We start from the raw sequence: 17228 nt of genomic DNA on the forward strand, positions 1-17228 counted from the left end.
GGCAACTGTCGAGGCTGGGCGGGTTGAAATGGGAGACAACCATGATAGATCTCTACACCGCTGCGACCCCGAATGGCCACAAGGTCTCTATCGTGCTCGAGGAACTCGGCCTGCCCTACACGGTGCATGCCTTGAGTTTCGACAAAAAAGAACAGAAGTCACCTGACTTCCTCAAGATCAACCCCAATGGCCGGATTCCGGCGATTGTCGACCGCGCCAACGGCGATTTCGCCGTGTTCGAATCCGGTGCCATCCTTATTTATCTCGCTGAACTGAGCGGGCAGCTCATGCCCAAAGACCCTAAGGGACGCTCGCAGGTCATGCAGTGGCTGATGTTCCAGATGGGCGGGATCGGTCCGATGCAGGGCCAGGCCAACGTGTTTTTCCGCTATTTCCCGGAAAAACTTCAGGGCGCCATTGACCGCTATCAGCATGAAACCCGCCGTTTGTATGAAGTGCTCGACACCCGCCTGCAATCCGAGGCGTTTCTGGCCGGCGAGTACAGCATTGCCGACATCGCAACGTACCCGTGGGTGCGTGGTCACGAGTGGTCCGGTGTCGAGGTCGACGGCTTGCCCGCCTTACAACGCTGGATGGCGACGATGGCGGCTCGCCCGGCGGTTCAGCGCGGTTTGCAGGTCCCTCAGCGCATTGATGACGCCAGCGTCGTCAAGGGTGCCCAGGCCATGTTGATCCGATGAGCCTATCTACGCGATCACTCAGCCTGCTGGCGTTGTGTTGTTTCAGTCCTCTGGTGTTTGCTGCCGATGTGCCGGGAAGTCAGGACCTGGCGCTTGTGCCGCGTCTGGCCGATGCGCAGATTGTCGATTTTCGCGCACCGGTGGAGCTTGAACGGATTTATCCGCTGGGCTCCATTCGCAAGATCAGCGGCCAATTGCGTTTCGACGGTCAAGTCAGCGCTCGCGGTCAGACCACGTCGGTGACCTACGAGTTGCCTGCCGAGCATCCCGCTACCGAGGCGTTTACCGCTGCCCGTGAAGCCTTGCAGAAGCAGGGTGCCGAGTTACTGTTTTGGTGTCAGGCCCGCGATTGCGGCGAAAGCAGTTTGTGGGCCAATGAAGTCTTTGGTAACGCCAAGCTATATGGCGCTGACGATCAGCAGTCCTATTTGCTGCTGAGACTTGCAGCCCCCAGGGACAATACGCTGGTAGCGCTTTACAGCATCACCCGTGGTAATCGTAAAGCCTACTTGCATGTCGAACAGTTCGACGCCGTGACCCCGTTAGGGGATTTGCTGCCGACATCCGCGACTTTGCTGCGGCAGCTCAAAAGCACCGGCGTGCTCGACTTTCCAAAGATGAGTGCTGATCCCGACGATACGTGGCTGCGTTTAATCTCCCGTGGGTTGAACCTGGACACCACGCAACGAGTCAGTCTTTCCGGTGCCAAAGCCGAAGCCTGGCGTCAGGCGTTGATCGCACAGGGTGTGCGTGCGGCGCGAATGGAAACCGGCAGCGTCGAAGGCTCTGGCCTGCACATCGAGCTGTTGCGATAAGCTTCATCAGGCGAACGCGCTCCTCGCGTTCGCCTACTCTTTGGCTGACTGACTTTTTCGAGACCTTACATGCTCAATAACGATCGCCTGTTGGTGCAGATTCTGCTCCTGGTGCTGTTTGGCGCGAGCTTCTGGGTGATGGCGCCGTTCTGGTCGGCGCTATTCTGGGGCGCGGTACTGGCGTTTGCCAGCTGGCCGCTGATGCGCTTGCTGACCCGCTGGCTGCACGGTCGCGAGTCCTTGGCCGCGGCGCTACTGACCCTGGGCTGGATGTTGCTGGTTGCGGTGCCGCTGGTGTGGCTGGGGTTCAACTTGGCAGACCATGTGCGCGATGCCACTGCGCTCATCAAGGATATCCAGGTTGACGGCTTGCCTGAAGCGCCGACCTGGCTGGCAAGCGTGCCTCTTGTTGGCGAGCGTTTGGTAGGGCTCTGGAACAGCATCGATGAGCAGGGCGCGGCAATGATGGTGGCGGTCAAACCCTATCTGGGTCAGGTCGGCAACTGGTTGCTGGCGCGCAGTGCGCAGATTGGTGGCGGTATTCTCGAATTGACGCTGAGCATTGTGTTTGTGTTCTTTTTCTACCGTGACGGGCCGCGTCTTGCGGCGTTTGTTCACAGCTTGCTGGCACGGCTGATTGGTGAGCGTGCCGGGTATTACATCGAGCTGGTAGCCGGTACGGTGCAACGGGTGGTGAACGGCGTCATCGGTACGGCGGCCGCGCAAGCGATTTTGGCGTTAATCGGGTTCCTGATTGCTGGCGTGCCGGGGGCGTTGGTGCTGGGTATCGTGACCTTCCTGTTGAGCCTGATCCCGATGGGGCCACCACTGATCTGGATTCCGGCCACCGCGTGGCTGGCCTGGAAAGGTGAGTATGGAACGGCGGTGTTCCTGGGCATTTGGGGGACGTTTATCATCAGCGGCGTGGATAACGTGCTCAAACCGTATCTGATCAGTCGCGGTGGGAATTTACCGTTGGTGATCGTGCTGCTCGGGGTGTTCGGTGGGTTGATTGCGTTCGGGTTCATCGGCTTGTTTATCGGCCCGACCCTTTTGGCCGTGGCCTACAGCCTGTTGACCGACTGGAGCAAGAGTCAGGCTCGGGTGGAAGACCCGCGTCTCTGAGCCTGCGTATTTACTGTCCCGCCCCCCACACAGGCTTTGTGTGGGGCATTCACCGTGTGATCAACACCGGTCAAATGTAGGCCGGGCTTGCTCGTGCGGCGTTCGACTCAAGTGGCGACGCTCAGGTTTTGGCCCACGCTCGTCACATTGCTGAGCGAATACTGCTTGCTCAGGTTGGCAATCATGGTGTTTAGGGCTTCGCGGACATTCGACTGATCGGTAGTGCTGTCGCTGTTTTTCTCGCGACCGGCCTGCAGGGCGGCTTTGAGTTCGTCGCTGCTGATACCTCCGCTGCTGTTGCTGTCGAGCATCTTGAGCAAAGCGGCGCTGGTGTCGCTGGCGGTCGAAGAATTGCTGGTGTTGGCCTGCAAGGCGCTGCTGAGTTCAGTGGCGCTGATGCTGCCGTCGCTGTCTGTGTCGAGCTGGCTGAACAGTGTGTCGCTGGAAGCCTGCTGGGTGGCCGGCGGCGGTGGCGGCGTCAGGGCGGCTGCTAACTCATCTTTGCTGATGGTGCCGTCCTGGTTTTTATCCAGCGCCGAAAAAATTTGTTTGCTGTCGGCGCTGCTACCGGCGCTGGTCAAGCCACTGCTCAGCTCATCACTGCTGATGCTGCCGTTACCATTGGTGTCCAGGGCGCCAAGGATTGCGTCGGCCAGTTCAGTGTTAGGTGCCTGATCCTGCGCGGGCGGTGCAGGCGGTGCCATCGCGGCCATTTCTTCACTGCTCAGGCTACCGCTGTTGTCGCTGTCCAGGCTGGCGAAATTCTTGCTCAGGTCGGCCAGCAAGCGACTGTCAGGCTTTTTCGCCTCGGCGGTCTTGAGTTCGTCCTGGCTGATCGAGCCGTCGCCATTCGTGTCGAGCTTGGCGAACAGTGCTTTCTGGAACTGTTCGCGGCGGGCACTGTTGGCCGAAGTGCTGGCGGTGCTAGTGCTGGTATGGCTCGAGGTGTTACTGCTGACGCTGCTGATCATGAGGTTCACTCCTTGGGCTGGAAAACCGGTGAGTACACCGGCTTATGAAGCCTCAAGGGGTAAGTTGTCGTAGGTATGTTGAATTTGTACCGGGTGGTACACACGCGCTTGGCTCAGGTTCGCGGTAGGCGGATGACGGCTGTCAAACCACCACCGTGGGTTTCTTCTAGGCTCAACTGGCCGCCCAGGCGTTCCGCTGCTTCCCTGGCGATGGTCATGCCCAGGCCGACACCGCCGGAGTTGCGGTTACGCGATCCCTCCAGGCGAAAGAACGGTTCGAACACCGCCTCGCGTTTATCCATCGCGATCCCCGGGCCCTGATCGATTACTCTGATCACCAGTTGCTCGCGGCAGTCTTCCAGCGCAATCACCACCTGTCCGGCATAACGCAGGGCATTGTCCATCAGGTTGTTGATGCACGAGCGCAAAGCCATTGGCTGCACTTGTAGCGGCGCGCAATGGCCCCTGGCCTCAACGTCACCGCCCTGGTCCTGCGCATTTTCGCTCAGCGATTCAACCAGAGCCTGCACGTCCATCCATTGCCGAGCTTCACTGGTCCGCTGTTCGTGCAGGTAGGTGAGGGTGGCGTCCAGCATTCCGATCATATCGTCCAGGTCCTGACGCATCTGGCCTTGCAGTTTGTCATCGTCAATCTGCTCCAGTCGCAGCTTGAGTCGCGACAGCGGCGTGCGCAGGTCGTGGGACACTGCACCGAGCATCCGCGAGCGTTGTTGCACTTGCTCACGAATGCGCTGCTGCATTTTGTTGAAAGTGTGCGCGGCCTGCCGTGCTTCCCTTGGGCCTGACTCATCCAGCGGCGGGCTGTCGAGGTTCTCGCTCAAACGCTCGGCAGCATCACTCAGGCGCTGGATCGGCCGACTCAGCAGTTTGGCGCCGTACCAGGCCGCGATGACCAGCGAGATCAATTGAGACGTCAACGGCACCAACGGCCCACCGAACCATGGCCTTGGTGGGCGACGCTCGAAGCGCGGTTGCGCGGTAGGGCGCTGACCGTTGACGTTCTGCGAAAATTCAGGCGGCGGCGGTGGGGGCGGCGGAGGGCCGTAATAGTGAAACCAGAAAAACGCCAACAGGTGCGCCAGGATGATCGCCACCAACAGCACACCAAACAGGCGGCCGAACAGCGTATCGAAGCGCGTCCGCATCAGCCGATTTCTCTCGCGTCGAACAGGTAACCTTCACCGCGAACGGTCTTGATCAACTGGGGGGCTTTAGGGTCATCGCCGAGTTTCTGGCGCAGGCGCGACACCAGCAGATCGATGCTGCGATCAAAGGCTTCGATCGACCGGCCGCGTGCGGCGTCCAGCAATTGTTCGCGGCTGAGCACCCGGCGTGGACGTTCGATGAACACCCAGAGCAGCCGGAATTCGGCATTGGAAAGTGGCACCACCAAGCCATCAGCAGCAATCAATTGGCGCAGCACACTGTTCAGTCGCCAGTTGTCGAAGCGAATGTTCGCCCGCTGTTCCGTTCGATCGTCGCGCACTCGACGCAGAATCGTCTGAATCCGTGCCACCAGTTCCCTGGGCTCGAACGGCTTGGCCATGTAGTCGTCGGCACCCAGTTCCAGGCCAATGATCCGGTCGGTGGGTTCGCAGCGGGCGGTGAGCATCAGGATCGGAATATCCGATTCGGCACGTAACCAGCGGCACAGTGACAAACCGTCTTCGCCGGGCAACATGAGGTCAAGTACGACCACATCAAAATGTTCCGCTTGCAGCGCCAGGCGCATGTCGCTGCCATCGGTGACGCCGCTGGCGTGAATATTGAACCGGGCCAGGTAGTCGATCATCAACTCACGGATAGGCACGTCATCGTCTACGATCAGCGCGCGAATGCTCCAGCGTTTGTCACCGGCGGGCGCTTTTTGATCGTCGTTCACGGTTGCTTGGGTGTTGTGCATGCGTGCGTTCATCTGCCAGATAGGCTGCCAACCACAAAGATGGGCTGCGAGGTTGTGGCTTCAGCATAGGCGTCCTGCCCGAAGGCGGGAAGTGCTGTAAGGAGGTGTTGCGGCTGCCGAAGGTAATCAGGGCGCTTGTTGGGGGGATGTCCTGTGTGTATCGGTGTCGATACAATTTCTGCGGCGTCTAGTATTGATTGAGCCGCGTCGACGATTTAACGATCATCGGGTCCCGCAGCCGCGCTGGTTCCGCTACAATGCGCGCCGATTTCGTCCTGCCTGAGAGCCCGCACATGTCCGTCTGCCAGACTCCTATCATCGTCGCCCTGGATTTCCCCACCCGTGACGCCGCACTGAAGCTGGCCGATCAGTTGGACCCTACACTGTGCCGGGTCAAAGTCGGCAAGGAATTGTTCACCAGCTGTGCCTCGGAAATCGTCGGCACCTTGCGTGATAAGGGTTTCGAGGTGTTCCTCGACCTCAAGTTCCACGACATCCCGAACACCACCGCCATGGCCGTCAAGGCTGCTGCAGAAATGGGCGTGTGGATGGTCAACGTGCATTGCTCAGGTGGTCTGCGCATGATGGCTGCCTGCCGTGAAGTGCTTGACCAGCGCAGTGGCCCCAAGCCGCTGTTGATCGGTGTGACGGTGCTGACCAGCATGGAACGCGAGGATCTGGCGGGTATCGGCCTCGACATTGAGCCGCAGGAGCAAGTACTGCGCCTGGCTGCCTTGGCTGAAAAAGCTGGGATGGATGGTTTGGTGTGCTCGGCTCTGGAAGCCCATGCCCTGAAGCTGGCTCACCCGTCGCTGCAGTTGGTGACCCCGGGGATTCGTCCTGCGGGCAGCGCCCAGGACGACCAGCGCCGTATCCTGACCCCGCGTCAGGCGCTCGATGCCGGTTCCGACTATCTGGTGATCGGCCGTCCGATCAGCCAGGCTGCCGATCCAGCCAAGGCATTGGCGGCAGTGGTTGCCGAAATCGCCTGATCAGGTGCTGAAAATCTAAATGGGTGAGCGGGCCTGCCGGTGCTCTTGATCAACGGCAAGAAACTCCTCGCCCGGAAGGCTCAAGGTTTGTGCAAGGTCTTCTGGCGAAGGATATACACCGTCACCAGTACCGCACTGGTCAGCATGAACGCGCGTGCCCACGGCAGCGGCACCAGGTAGCAGGAAAACAGAATACTGACCCACATCAGCCCGATCGCGTAGACCTTGCCCTTGAGCGGGATACCGTTGCCATCGAGGTAGTTACCTATCCACGGTCCAAGCCGTGGATGCTCAACCAGCCAGTGGTAGAAGCGTGGTGAACTGCGGGCGAAACAGCCAGCCGCTAATAGCAGGAAGGGTGTGGTGGGCAGCACCGGCAGGAAAATCCCGATCACCCCCAGCATCACGCTCAGCCAGCCGATGGCCAGCAGAACGTAACGCAGAATCAGGGGGCGGTTGCCTATGGGCGGGGGCGCCATAGGCACAACCTTAGTGGTGACGTGGCTTGAGGATGGCCGGTTTTTCGTCTGGCGCATTGCACAGCAGGTACAGCGCGGTCAGGGCTTCCGGGATTTGCACGATCATGTCGTCCATCAGGTTGGCATCGGCCGCGATGTCGGAGAACTCAGGCTGTTCGTCGAACAGACCCGAGCCGACCATGATTGGCAGAAGCATTTCGCTGACTTCGTCTTCTGCGGTTTCGAACCACGCCTCTTCGCGCAGGAACACGCCTTCCATGAAGCCGATGCACCAGCCGCGCAGGTCGGAGTCATCCGGCTCTTCGCCAAGGTCCAGGTCACACGGCAGCTCGAACTCTTCATCGGACGCCAGTTGGCGGGCGATATGGGCCTTGAGCGCTAGCAAGGTGGATTCGATCGCATCACGCTCGGTGTCGTCAGCGTAGTGCGGCTCTTCGGCGAAGAGCGCGTCGATCCACTCGCGGTCGGGAACGATTTCGGAGCAAATCGATAGCGCAGTGAGATAGCCGTGGGCGGCCACGTAGTCCAGCGCCTCGTCGTGCAGCTCGTCGGCGTCGAGGAAGACTTGCAGGCGGGTTAGTTGCTCAGCGAAGGACATTAAAGGACTACCTTGGGAATTAACAATGCGCGAATTCTAGGCCTTCTTGAGCGCCCAGGCCAGCCGCGCGGCATATTTGCGCCCGCGCGCCTCTTATCAGCGGCACCCTTTGCCTGACAGGGGTCGGGTATACTCCCGCGTTTTGTGATGCCCTGCTGGCGTTACGGCTGAAATGTGAGGCGCCATGCAACGCGCACTTACGATTCGTCCGTGCAGCTTTCGTGGTTCTGAACCAGCCTTGCAGGGATGTTTCGATGATTTTTGGAGTTTCTATGCTCGAACAGGCTCAACGCGTCCTCAAGGACATCTTCGGCTACGACAGTTTCCGTGGCCGCCAGGGTGCAATCATTGAGCGCGTGGCCAATGGCGGCGACGCCTTGGTACTGATGCCTACCGGCGGTGGCAAATCTCTGTGCTTCCAGGTGCCGGCTTTGCTGCGCGACGGTCTGGCGGTGGTAGTGTCGCCGCTGATCGCGCTGATGGACGACCAGGTTGCGACCCTTGAAGAGTTGGGCGTGGCCGCCGCTGCGTTGAATTCAACACTGAGTGCCGAGCAGCAGCGGGACCTGGCGGCGCGAATCAAGCGTGGCGAAGTCAAAATGCTCTATCTCGCCCCCGAGCGTCTGGTGCAGCCACGGATGCTGGCCTTTCTGCAAAGCCTGGAGATCGCGCTGTTCGCCATCGACGAAGCGCACTGCGTCTCGCAATGGGGTCATGACTTTCGCCGCGAGTACCTGCAATTGGGCCAGTTGGCGGAACTCTTCCCCAATGTCCCGCGCATTGCGCTGACCGCCACTGCCGACAAGCGCACCCGCGAAGAAATCGTCGATCGTTTGCACTTGCACGAAGCCGAACGCTTCCTGTCGAGCTTCGACCGGCCGAACATTTTCTACCGCATCGTGCCCAAGGAGCAGCCGCGCAAGCAATTGCTGGTGTTCCTCGCCGAGCGCCGCAGCGATGCCGGCATCGTCTATTGCCTGTCGCGCAAGAAAGTCGATGAAGTGGCGGTGTTCCTCAGTGAACAAGGCTTCCCGGCGCTGCCGTATCACGCCGGTTTGCCCAACGAAACCCGGGCCCATAACCAGAAGCGCTTTCTTAACGAAGAAGGGCTGATCATGGTCGCCACGGTGGCGTTCGGCATGGGCATCGACAAGCCCAACGTGCGCTTCGTCGCCCACCTCGATTTGCCGAAATCCCTTGAGGCCTACTACCAGGAAACCGGTCGTGGCGGCCGTGACGGTCTGCCGGCGGACGCCTGGATGGCCTACGGCCTGCAAGACGTGGTGATGCTCAAGCAGATGTTGCAGAACTCCGAAGGCGACGAGCGCCACAAGCGGCTGGAACAGCACAAGCTTGACGCCATGCTCTCGCTCTGCGAAGAGACCCGCTGCCGCCGTCAGACCCTGCTGGCGTACTTTGATGAGGACATGCCTGAGCCCTGCGGCCATTGCGATAACTGTGTCGACGGCGTACAGACCTGGGACGCTACCGAGCCTGCTCGTCAGGCTCTGTCGGCGATCTATCGCACCGGCCAACGTTACGGTGTAGGGCATCTGGTGGATGTGCTGCTGGGTAAGGATAACGAAAAGGTCCGCAGCTTTGGCCATCAGCATTTATCGGTATTTGGCGTTGGCAAGGCGATGGCCGAAGGCGAATGGCGCTCGCTGTTTCGACAGTTGGTGGCGCGTGGTTTGGCCGACATCGATCTGGAAGGCTACGGCGGCCTGCGCCTCAGTGACACCTGTCGGCCGCTGCTCAAGGGCGAAGTGACCCTTGAGCTGCGCCGCGACCTCAAGCCGCAAACTTCAGCGAAAAGCAGCAAGAGTCAAGCGAGCCAACTGGTCCGTGGCGAAGAGCGCGAGCAATGGGAGGCGTTACGCGCCCTGCGACGCAAACTGGCCGAAGAACACGGCGTGCCGCCATACGTTATTTTTCCCGATTCGACACTGCTGGAAATGCTCCGCAGCCAGCCGACGTCCCTTGCGGAAATGGGGACGGTCAGTGGCGTTGGCGCACGTAAGCTGGAACGTTATGGCGAAGCCTTCCTCGAAGTCCTCGGTGGCCAGGTCGAAGCGCCGAGAGTGGTGGCAGACCTGCGCCACGAGCTGATCACGCTGGCCAGAGCCGGTATGACGCCGCTGCAGATCGCCGGCCAGTTGCAATGCTCGGAAAAGAACGTATACACCCTGTTGGCGGAGGCCATTGGCAAGCAACAGTTGTCCCTCGAGCAAGCCCTCGACCTGCCGGAAGAACTGATGGGAGAAGTCCAGGACGCGTTCCTCGACGGCGAGGGCGAGTTACCGCCGGTCTCCGAGATTGCCGCGCTGTTTGCCGGCCGGGTCCCGGAAGGGGTGTTGTACTGTGTGCGGGCGGCACTGCAATCCGAGTTCGAGGTTTAAGTGATCCTTGGCAAAGGTGTAACGATTCAGTGCAGAGCGAGCCTTGCCTACAGCGAAGGGTCATGCTTAGCTGACTAATAATTAGTTTTTCTCTATTTCAGTCTAACCATGAGTTTTTTATGCCGTTAACCGATCAACACCGCTTTGGGATGCAACTGGCCCAGATGTCTCGCGGCTGGCGCGCCGAACTGGACCGTCGCCTGGCCGGCTTGGGATTGTCCCAGGCGCGCTGGCTTGTGCTGCTGCATCTTGCACGTTTTGAGGAGGCCCCGACCCAGCGTGAGCTGGCACAAAGCGTTGGCGTCGAAGGGCCAACGCTGGCTCGTTTGCTCGACAGTCTGGAAGCCCAGGGGCTGGTGCAGCGTCAGTCGGTGCTGGAAGATCGTCGGGCCAAGAAAATCGTCCTGTGTGCTCCGGCCCGGCCCTTGATCGAACAAATTGAAACGATTGCCACTCAACTGCGCCATGAGCTGTTCGACGGCGTCGATGAGGCGGATTTGAAGGTTTGCATGCGTGTCCACGGGCACATTTTGGCTAATCTGGAAAAATCTTGAGGCATAACCGCGCGCCAGACTTTTGAGATACCTCGCAGGGCGGACTATAAGAAATACTGCGCACTATCTGTTCGTGCTGGATGTGCGAACGCTTACAGGTTGGTTCCGTTTATTTAAGGGATGCTCATGCTCGAGAGTTGGCACATAGTTTTGCGGTTTAGCACCCGTCTGCTTCTGGCCAGTAGTGCTGTCATCTACTCGGCATTGGCACCGGCCCTGGGATTGGGAGACATCACCCTTCATTCGGCGTTAAACCAGCCGCTCAAAGCCGACATTGCTCTGGTGGATGCCGGTGGGCTGGGGGAGGGTGATCTGTCCGTGAGCCTCGGCACGACGGACGAGTTCAGTCGCGCGGGCGTCGAGCGGGTGTTCTTCCTCAATAATCTGACATTCACGCCGATCCTGCGGGGCAACCGGCAACTGATCCGGGTGACGTCCAGCAAACCGGTCACTGAACCGTTTCTGAATTTCCTGGTGCAGCTCAGTCAGCCTAATGGGCGGTTATTGCGCGAGTACACGGTGTTGATCGATCCGCCGGGTGCCCCGGGTATTGTTCCCGCCACGGATGAACCGGTCGCCAGGCCTCAATCATCCGAGTTTCCGACCGTTGAACCGACCAGCGCACCGCCACCTGCATCTCAGGGCAAACGCTACACCGTGGTTCAGGGTGACAATCCCTGGGTAATCGCCAAACGCCTGCACGACAGTGGCAGCAATGCGTCTGCCAGCGAGCTGATGCAAGGCATTCTCGCGCTTAACCCAGGCAGCGAAAGGCTGAGCGTGGGCCAGCATCTGTTGTTACCGGACTCGGCGCAGCTACCGGCCCCAAGTGCCAACGTGGCTCAGCAGGTGGTTGCGCCAGAGGCTGACGCGATGGCTGAGCAACTGGCAACCAGCGTATTGCAAAACCAGCAACTGCAAAAAACCGTCGATGAATTGAATGTCAAAGTGCGGGCCCAGGATGAGCAGATTGCCGATGCGCGTAAGCAAGTGAGCGATTTGCAGGCCCGGCTCGCCGAGGTCAGGCCTCCGGCGCCCGCACCGGTGCTTTCAGTAGCGCCTGTGTCGGCGCCGGCGGTTGCCCAAGAGCCGCAAGAGTCTCACTGGCTGATGATCAGCGGTTTGCTGGCGCTGGTGGCATTGTTGGTGCTGGGGGTATTTGTTCGGCGTCAGCGTCAACGAGTTCAGGTATTAGCCGAGCCTTTGCCGGTGCTGCCGTCACGGCACGAGCCGGTGCTTGATCGAGAACCCACGCCACAACCCGCCAATGCGGCGCCCGCCCCGGCGCCTCATCGAGAGACACCCGCGGGAGATGTCCTGGGAGGCGTCGGTATTTACTTGGCTTATGGCCGGTTTTCCGAAGCAGCGGACCTGTTGCGCGAGGCGTGTGTCAAGGAACCGCAGCGTACTGATCTGGCACTGCAACTGTTGGAGGTGCTTGGTAAGCAAGGGGATGTGGCAGCCTATGAAGCCCAGGAAGCCCAGTTACGTGAGGCGGGTTTCGATGCCCAACAACTCCACGATATCCGGGCTCGCTGTCCGAAACTGCAAAGTGCCGCACCGATCGCCGCGATTGCTCCGGCCGTCGTGCCGCCCCCTGAAGTGGCGACAGAAGATGAGTTTCAGCTGAACCTCGACGACCTGTCGATGGACTCCAACTGGGATCTGGTCAGCCCCTTTGAAAGCCCGGCCGCTGCCGTTAAACCGTTGAATTCCCCTGCGGCGCCTGACGAGCCGGCGTTTACCTCGAATTTGCACGTGTTGCCCGATGTGTTCGAAATGCCTTACGAATCGACGGTGGATGAGCCTGAACTGGAGTGGGTCGGCGAGTCGGAAGATGAGTCGCTGGACGACAGCTTTCTTGAGGAGTTCGGCGAGCCGGCTCAGCCCCTTGAACTTGAGTCGCTACCTCAGGCGCTGACCGCGCCAAACGGCGCCGGCAAACTGGAGCAGGCGCAGACGTACATCGACGATGGCGATCTCGACCGGGCCATTGAGTTGCTCAACGAGTTGCTCAACACCGACGATGAACCGCTCAAGCAGACGGCGCGTAATTTGTTGGCCGGTATTCGCTGAGCCTTGAGGTGGTGATCCATTGTGGCGAGGGCACTCCGTCCCTTGCCACTTGGATTCACTGCCGGTCAGCGTTTTGTTTCAAAACGTCTGCCCCAGATTCAAGTAAACGGCCTGCTCATCGGCATCGTTGAAGCCATAGCTGAAGTTCAGCGGCCCTAGCGGTGTGTCGAAACCGATGAATACACTGGCTGCGTTGATGTAACCGCTGTCGAATGGGTTGTCGTTGTTCCACGCTCGGCCACGCTCCAGAGACCCGCCGATGTACAGCGGGAAATCCAGCGGCAGGTAGGAGCGCGGTGTCAGGCGCCGATAGTAAACCCCGCGCATCAGGCTGATGTTCTGCCCGGAAATCGCATCTTCGCGAAAGCCCGACAACTGCCGGGCACCGCCAAGAAGAAAGCTTGAAGTGACCACGTTGGCAGTGTCCAGCGTGCGACCGTAGCGCCCACCGAGGATGAACGTATCCGGGCCACTGCTCAGGGCCTTGTCCAATTTGAACTCCCACTGTCGGTAGCGTTGGTCCGAGCCCAGCCCCGGTTCGAACTGGCGTAATGACAGGCCAATGTCTTCGCCTTCGTGAGGAAAGTAGACGTTGTCCAGCGAGTCGAACGAGTACTTGAGCTGATAGAACCCCTCATTGAAACTTTCGCTTGGCAGGCTTTGGTCGCCGATGCGCACGTTCGCCTTGCCCCAAGCTTCGCCGACACCGAAACGTATCTCCCCACTGTTGCCGATTTGCCGGCCCACATTCAGACCAAAGCCGTAGCGTTCGACGCGATATTGGGCAATGGGGTCGTTGTCCAGGATCGACTCGACGTTCTGCGCTTCGAAAGCTGCATACGGCGCGAGGAAGTAGCGTGAACCTACGTCCAGCGGCTGATAGAACTCGCTGTAGAGTTCCTGTTTGTCGCCGATCTGCGCCCGCGTCAGCCACTCCGCACCCAAGCGGTTGATGCCATTGATTCGGTAACTGGCGCCGAGGTTGAACGCGCTGTCGCCACGCATGTCGTCCGAGAGGTTCAGGCCTACTCGTAAATAATCGGTGCCGCTGCGTTTGCCGCGGGCGCTGATGACCAACGTATGGGCGGGGCCCTTATGCACCACGCGGTATTGCACCTGCTCGAAGTAATCCAGGCCATACAAGGTGCCCATGTCAGTTTGTAGGCGGCCAAGGTCCAAAGGTTCACCGACAGCCTGGCGGATGTAGTAGCGAATGACGTCGTCGCCGACTTTAGAGTCGTTTTCCACTTTGATCGCGGTAATGATCGGCGTGCGCTGGCTTGGTGCGCGTGCGGCGGTCAGTTCCTCGTTCAGAGGCTGTGCCGGTTTGAGCCGCGCCAGGCGCCCTTCGAGGATTTTTGTTGCGCGGTAACCGGCGTCAATCATGTCTTGGGCTCGGCCGAAATCGGTCACACCGAAGCTTGCCAGTGAAGGCTGGATCAGCACGTCATCCTTGTGCAGGGCGGCAAGTTGTTCTTCGGAGTTGCGGCGGGTCATCAAGGTGATCGACTGGTTCAGCACATCGACCACCGTGTTCAGTTGCTTGCGATTGCGCAGCGGGGTGCCAATGTCTACCACGATGGCGATGTCGACGCCCATCTCGCGCGCGACGTCCAACGGGATGTTGTCGGTCATGCCGCCGTCTACCAGTAGTCGGCCATCCAGTTCAACCGGGGCGAACACCGCCGGGATTGACATGCTGGCGCGAATAACCTGGGGCAGGTGGCCCTTGCGAAATACTACTTTTTCGCCACTGGCGATGTCGGTGGCCACGGCGCGGAACGGAATCGGTAGTTTGTCGAAGTCACGGGTGTCACTGGTGTGGGCCAGCAGGCTCTCCAGCAGCAGCGCCAGGTTCTGACCCTGAATCACCCCCAGCGGCAAACCGAGGCTGCCATCGTCGCGGAAACTGAGTTTCTGTTTGACGAGGAAATCTCGGTCATCCTGCTTGCGCCGAAATGGCACGTCTTCCCTGGGCGGAGCGTCAGACAGGGCTTGCTTCCAGTCGATGCTGAGGGCGAGTTTTTCCAGTTCATCAATCTTGTAGCCCGAGGCATAGAGACCACCGACCACCGCACCCATGCTGGTGCCGGCAATTGCATCGATCTTGATGCCTTGTTCTTCCAGTGCCTTGAGCACGCCAATATGTGCCAATCCGCGGGCAGCCCCACCGGACAGCACCAGCCCAATTTTTGGCCTCGGGGTATCGGTAGCTTGGGCAAATAAAGGAAATAGGCAGAGCAACAGGCATGACAGCAAACGGCGCATCGTGGATCTCGGGGCTAGCGACAAAGGCGGCTATTATAGCGGCGCCCTCTGCCTCAGGAGTTTCAGCAATCATGACCGTGCAAAAACCGGAAATCGTCATCACCTACTGCACCCAGTGCCAATGGCTGCTGCGCGCCGCCTGGCTGGCACAGGAGCTGCTCAGCACCTTTGGCGATGACTTGGGCAAGGTGTCCCTGGTGCCAGGCTCCGGTGGGGTTTTTCACATTTTTTGTAACGATGTGCAGATTTGGGAGCGTAAGGCCGACGATGGTTTTCCGGAAGCCAAGGTACTTAAGCAGCGGGTTCGGGATGAGATCGACCCGGACCGTGACCTCGGCCACAACGAGCGCACTCAATGAGACGCGGCTTCCGCCACCACGCTCTTCTTGCTTGAGCCGCCCGAGAGCCTGCTCGACACTACAATGGCTACGATGATCAGTGCGCCACCGATCAACATGCGCCAGGTCGGGTTTTCGTCGAACAACAGCCACGCCACGGTAATGCCGTACACCGGCTCCAGGGCAAACACCACCGCGGCGGTCCGTGCTTTGATCACCGCGAGGCTGGCAACGAACAGGCTATGGGCCAAGCCGGTGCAGAACACCCCCAGCAGGCTGATCCACAGCCAGTCGATGGCGCGCACTTCGCTCAACTGCGGCGCCGCCATCGGTAGCAGGCACAGTGCGACTACGACGTTCTGACACAACGCTGCCTGTACCGGAGGAATGCGCCCGGAGCTGACTCTGTTGACCAGCGACAGCAGGGCGAACAGCAGGCCCGAGCCCACGGCCCAGAGCAGGCCGGTGGTAGCGCCGCTGGCCAGGTCGAAGTCCGGGGTGACCAGCACCAGTCCGATGCTCACCAGCACCACTAGCAGGATTTCGTTGGAGCGAATTCGTTCGCGGAAGATCAGCCCTTCGAGAATCACAGTAAACGCTGGGAAACTCGCAAAGCCCAGGGTGGCAATCGCCACACCCGCGACCTTCACTGCGATGAAAAAACTCACCCAGTGCCCGGCGAGCAACACGCCGCTGAGCAACAGCCGGCGCCAGTCCAAGGCTTCGAGCGTGCGCCAGCGGGTGTTGCTGGCGAACCGGGCAAAGAACGCCAAGGCGAGCACCGCAAACGCAGCGCGACCGAAGACGATGACGGCGGGCGAGGCCGCGGCGAGTTTGCCGAACACGCCGGTCAAGCCGAACATCAGTGCGCCAATATGTAGGGCGCCAAGGGCGGTACGGGGAGTCATTGCAGTCCTTGATAAACGGAGTGAAACAGGCCTCACAGTCAACCGTGCAAGTTGCCCTTGAATCTGTTGCCAGGCTAGCGTTTTTTTATCGCCAGCCTCGCGCCGCCGCATCAGGACCGGTCGCATCGCAATGGGCGCCAGTCTACACCGACGGCACAGTTGGGCGCTGTCACGGGACTGACTTGCCACTGTCATGGGTCATTAACCCGGTCGGCGCACTCTTGCAAAAACATCATAGAGGGTTGCCCATGACCAGCGCTGAGCTCGCCAAACCCAGCCGTAAACAACGCGTGCGGACATTATGGATTTCCGACGTGCATCTGGGCACTCGGGATTGCCAGGCCGAGCACTTATCGCAGTTTCTCAAGGGCTACCATGCGGACAAAGTCTACTTGGTCGGTGACATCATCGACGGCTGGAAACTGCGCGGCGGCATGTATTGGCCGCAGGCCCACACCAACGTCATCCGACGTTTGCTGACCATGAGCAAGCGCGGCACCGAGGTGATCTACGTCACCGGTAATCACGACGAATTCCTGCGCCGCTATTCGAAACTGATTCTGGGCAATATCCAGTTGGTGGACGAAGCGGTGCACGTGACCGCCGATGGTCGTCATCTGTTAGTCATCCATGGCGATCAGTTTGATGTCATTACCCGTTACCACCGCTGGCTGGCGTTTCTCGGCGACTCGGCTTACGAATTCACCCTGACCCTTAACCGCTGGCTCAATCATTGGCGTGCCCGTTATGGCTACGGTTACTGGTCGTTGTCGGCATACCTCAAACACAAGGTCAAAACCGCCGTCAGCTTTATCAGTGACTTCGAAGAGGCCATCGCCCACGAATGCGTCAAGCGGGGTTTGCACGGTGTGGTGTGCGGGCACATTCACCACGCTGAGATCCGCAAGGTCGGTGAGGTGGATTACCTCAATTGTGGGGATTGGGTGGAGTCGTGTACGGCGCTGATCGAGCATTGGGATGGCTCGATCGAGTTGTATCGTTTAGCGGATGCCCAGGCACGTGAGGCCGAGTTGAAAGCGCTGAAGATCGCTGAGCCGGCTTAGTCCGCGCCACGTCTGA

16 protein-coding genes are annotated in these 17228 nt (G+C 59.8%); 9 read left to right on the top strand and 7 right to left on the bottom strand.

What is annotated here, in order from left to right; all coding sequences use genetic code 11:
* The first annotated feature begins 41 nt into the window (after nucleotides 1–41).
* The 3 genes from RHM68_RS07325 to RHM68_RS07335 all read left to right on the top strand — a co-directional run bounded on the left by RHM68_RS07325 (nucleotide 42) and on the right by RHM68_RS07335 (nucleotide 2641).
* Nucleotides 42–701 carry a glutathione S-transferase family protein gene (locus tag RHM68_RS07325; RefSeq protein WP_322221403.1) on the top strand — a complete coding sequence of 220 codons (660 nt, stop codon included), beginning with the start codon at nucleotides 42–44 and terminating at the stop codon, nucleotides 699–701.
* Complete coding sequence (locus RHM68_RS07330) at nucleotides 698–1516, top strand: DUF4892 domain-containing protein (protein ID WP_322221404.1); 819 nt, start codon at nucleotides 698–700, stop codon at nucleotides 1514–1516. The genes RHM68_RS07325 and RHM68_RS07330 overlap by 4 nt, the downstream gene beginning before the upstream one ends.
* A 69-nt stretch (nucleotides 1517–1585) precedes the next feature.
* Nucleotides 1586–2641, top strand: coding sequence for an AI-2E family transporter (locus RHM68_RS07335; RefSeq protein ID WP_322221406.1), 1056 nt, complete (start codon nucleotides 1586–1588; stop codon nucleotides 2639–2641).
* 107 nt (nucleotides 2642–2748) lie between these two features.
* Here the strand turns inward: RHM68_RS07335 and RHM68_RS07340 are convergent, their stop codons facing one another.
* From RHM68_RS07340 to RHM68_RS07350, 3 genes are all read right to left on the bottom strand, one after another.
* Complete coding sequence (locus tag RHM68_RS07340) at nucleotides 2749–3612, bottom strand: EF-hand domain-containing protein (RefSeq protein WP_322221408.1); 864 nt, start codon at nucleotides 3610–3612, stop codon at nucleotides 2749–2751.
* A 113-nt stretch (nucleotides 3613–3725) separates the two neighbouring features.
* Nucleotides 3726–4778 (bottom strand): sensor histidine kinase, encoded by a 1053-nt coding sequence (locus RHM68_RS07345; protein WP_322221410.1) that lies wholly within the window; start codon nucleotides 4776–4778, stop codon nucleotides 3726–3728.
* A complete protein-coding gene (locus RHM68_RS07350; protein ID WP_322221412.1) occupies nucleotides 4778–5536 on the bottom strand; it encodes a response regulator in 759 nt (252 codons plus the stop codon). Before RHM68_RS07350 ends, RHM68_RS07345 begins: the two co-directional genes overlap by 1 nt.
* A 293-nt stretch (nucleotides 5537–5829) precedes the next feature.
* On the opposite strand from RHM68_RS07350, the gene pyrF reads away from it, so the two are divergent.
* Complete coding sequence (pyrF, locus tag RHM68_RS07355) at nucleotides 5830–6528, top strand: orotidine-5'-phosphate decarboxylase (RefSeq protein ID WP_322223716.1); 699 nt, start codon at nucleotides 5830–5832, stop codon at nucleotides 6526–6528.
* Between the two features lie 80 nt (nucleotides 6529–6608).
* Here the strand turns inward: pyrF and RHM68_RS07360 are convergent, their stop codons facing one another.
* Together RHM68_RS07360 and RHM68_RS07365 are read right to left on the bottom strand one after the other, a co-directional pair.
* A complete protein-coding gene (locus RHM68_RS07360) occupies nucleotides 6609–7007 on the bottom strand; it encodes a YbaN family protein (RefSeq protein WP_322221414.1) in 399 nt (132 codons plus the stop codon).
* 10 nt (nucleotides 7008–7017) lie between these two features.
* On the bottom strand, nucleotides 7018–7605 hold the full coding sequence (locus RHM68_RS07365; protein ID WP_322221416.1) for a YecA family protein: 588 nt from the start codon (nucleotides 7603–7605) through the stop codon (nucleotides 7018–7020).
* A 272-nt stretch (nucleotides 7606–7877) separates the two neighbouring features.
* Between RHM68_RS07365 and recQ the strand changes: the two genes are divergently transcribed.
* From recQ to RHM68_RS07380, 3 genes are all read left to right on the top strand, one after another.
* Entirely contained in the window at nucleotides 7878–10004 is a 2127-nt protein-coding gene (gene recQ, locus RHM68_RS07370; RefSeq protein ID WP_322221418.1) for a DNA helicase RecQ, read from the top strand.
* A gap of 119 nt (nucleotides 10005–10123) precedes the next feature.
* Nucleotides 10124–10558, top strand: coding sequence for a MarR family transcriptional regulator (locus RHM68_RS07375; protein ID WP_322221420.1), 435 nt, complete (start codon nucleotides 10124–10126; stop codon nucleotides 10556–10558).
* Nucleotides 10559–10684: 126 nt separating this feature from the next.
* Complete coding sequence (locus tag RHM68_RS07380) at nucleotides 10685–12634, top strand: FimV/HubP family polar landmark protein (RefSeq protein ID WP_322221422.1); 1950 nt, start codon at nucleotides 10685–10687, stop codon at nucleotides 12632–12634.
* Between the two features lie 78 nt (nucleotides 12635–12712).
* Here the strand turns inward: RHM68_RS07380 and RHM68_RS07385 are convergent, their stop codons facing one another.
* A complete protein-coding gene (locus RHM68_RS07385) occupies nucleotides 12713–14902 on the bottom strand; it encodes a patatin-like phospholipase family protein (protein ID WP_322221424.1) in 2190 nt (729 codons plus the stop codon).
* 71 nt (nucleotides 14903–14973) lie between these two features.
* Here RHM68_RS07385 and RHM68_RS07390 point away from each other — a divergent pair, with 71 nt between their 5' ends.
* Nucleotides 14974–15261, top strand: coding sequence for a SelT/SelW/SelH family protein (locus tag RHM68_RS07390; RefSeq protein WP_322221426.1), 288 nt, complete (start codon nucleotides 14974–14976; stop codon nucleotides 15259–15261).
* Here RHM68_RS07390 and RHM68_RS07395 read toward each other — a convergent pair.
* Nucleotides 15255–16148, bottom strand: coding sequence for a DMT family transporter (locus RHM68_RS07395; protein WP_322221428.1), 894 nt, complete (start codon nucleotides 16146–16148; stop codon nucleotides 15255–15257). The two genes, RHM68_RS07390 and RHM68_RS07395, sit on opposite strands and share 7 nt — an antisense overlap.
* A 248-nt stretch (nucleotides 16149–16396) precedes the next feature.
* Here RHM68_RS07395 and RHM68_RS07400 point away from each other — a divergent pair, with 248 nt between their 5' ends.
* Nucleotides 16397–17212, top strand: coding sequence for a UDP-2,3-diacylglucosamine diphosphatase (locus RHM68_RS07400; protein WP_322221430.1), 816 nt, complete (start codon nucleotides 16397–16399; stop codon nucleotides 17210–17212).
* Nucleotides 17213–17228 lie beyond the last annotated feature (16 nt).

It is taken from the genome of Pseudomonas sp. DC1.2 (assembly GCF_034351645.1).
Taxonomy (GTDB): domain Bacteria; phylum Pseudomonadota; class Gammaproteobacteria; order Pseudomonadales; family Pseudomonadaceae; genus Aquipseudomonas.

Coding starts and splice junctions, on each gene's coding strand:
- RHM68_RS07325 (WP_322221403.1), top strand. CDS start 42: ATGATAGATCTCTACACCGCTGCGACCCCGAATGGCCACAAGGTCTCT.
- RHM68_RS07330 (WP_322221404.1), top strand. CDS start 698: ATGAGCCTATCTACGCGATCACTCAGCCTGCTGGCGTTGTGTTGTTTC.
- RHM68_RS07335 (WP_322221406.1), top strand. CDS start 1,586: ATGCTCAATAACGATCGCCTGTTGGTGCAGATTCTGCTCCTGGTGCTG.
- RHM68_RS07340 (WP_322221408.1), bottom strand. CDS start 3,612: ATGATCAGCAGCGTCAGCAGTAACACCTCGAGCCATACCAGCACTAGC.
- RHM68_RS07345 (WP_322221410.1), bottom strand. CDS start 4,778: ATGCGGACGCGCTTCGATACGCTGTTCGGCCGCCTGTTTGGTGTGCTG.
- RHM68_RS07350 (WP_322221412.1), bottom strand. CDS start 5,536: ATGCACAACACCCAAGCAACCGTGAACGACGATCAAAAAGCGCCCGCC.
- pyrF (WP_322223716.1), top strand. CDS start 5,830: ATGTCCGTCTGCCAGACTCCTATCATCGTCGCCCTGGATTTCCCCACC.
- RHM68_RS07360 (WP_322221414.1), bottom strand. CDS start 7,007: ATGGCGCCCCCGCCCATAGGCAACCGCCCCCTGATTCTGCGTTACGTT.
- RHM68_RS07365 (WP_322221416.1), bottom strand. CDS start 7,605: ATGTCCTTCGCTGAGCAACTAACCCGCCTGCAAGTCTTCCTCGACGCC.
- recQ (WP_322221418.1), top strand. CDS start 7,878: ATGCTCGAACAGGCTCAACGCGTCCTCAAGGACATCTTCGGCTACGAC.
- RHM68_RS07375 (WP_322221420.1), top strand. CDS start 10,124: ATGCCGTTAACCGATCAACACCGCTTTGGGATGCAACTGGCCCAGATG.
- RHM68_RS07380 (WP_322221422.1), top strand. CDS start 10,685: ATGCTCGAGAGTTGGCACATAGTTTTGCGGTTTAGCACCCGTCTGCTT.
- RHM68_RS07385 (WP_322221424.1), bottom strand. CDS start 14,902: ATGCGCCGTTTGCTGTCATGCCTGTTGCTCTGCCTATTTCCTTTATTT.
- RHM68_RS07390 (WP_322221426.1), top strand. CDS start 14,974: ATGACCGTGCAAAAACCGGAAATCGTCATCACCTACTGCACCCAGTGC.
- RHM68_RS07395 (WP_322221428.1), bottom strand. CDS start 16,148: ATGACTCCCCGTACCGCCCTTGGCGCCCTACATATTGGCGCACTGATG.
- RHM68_RS07400 (WP_322221430.1), top strand. CDS start 16,397: ATGACCAGCGCTGAGCTCGCCAAACCCAGCCGTAAACAACGCGTGCGG.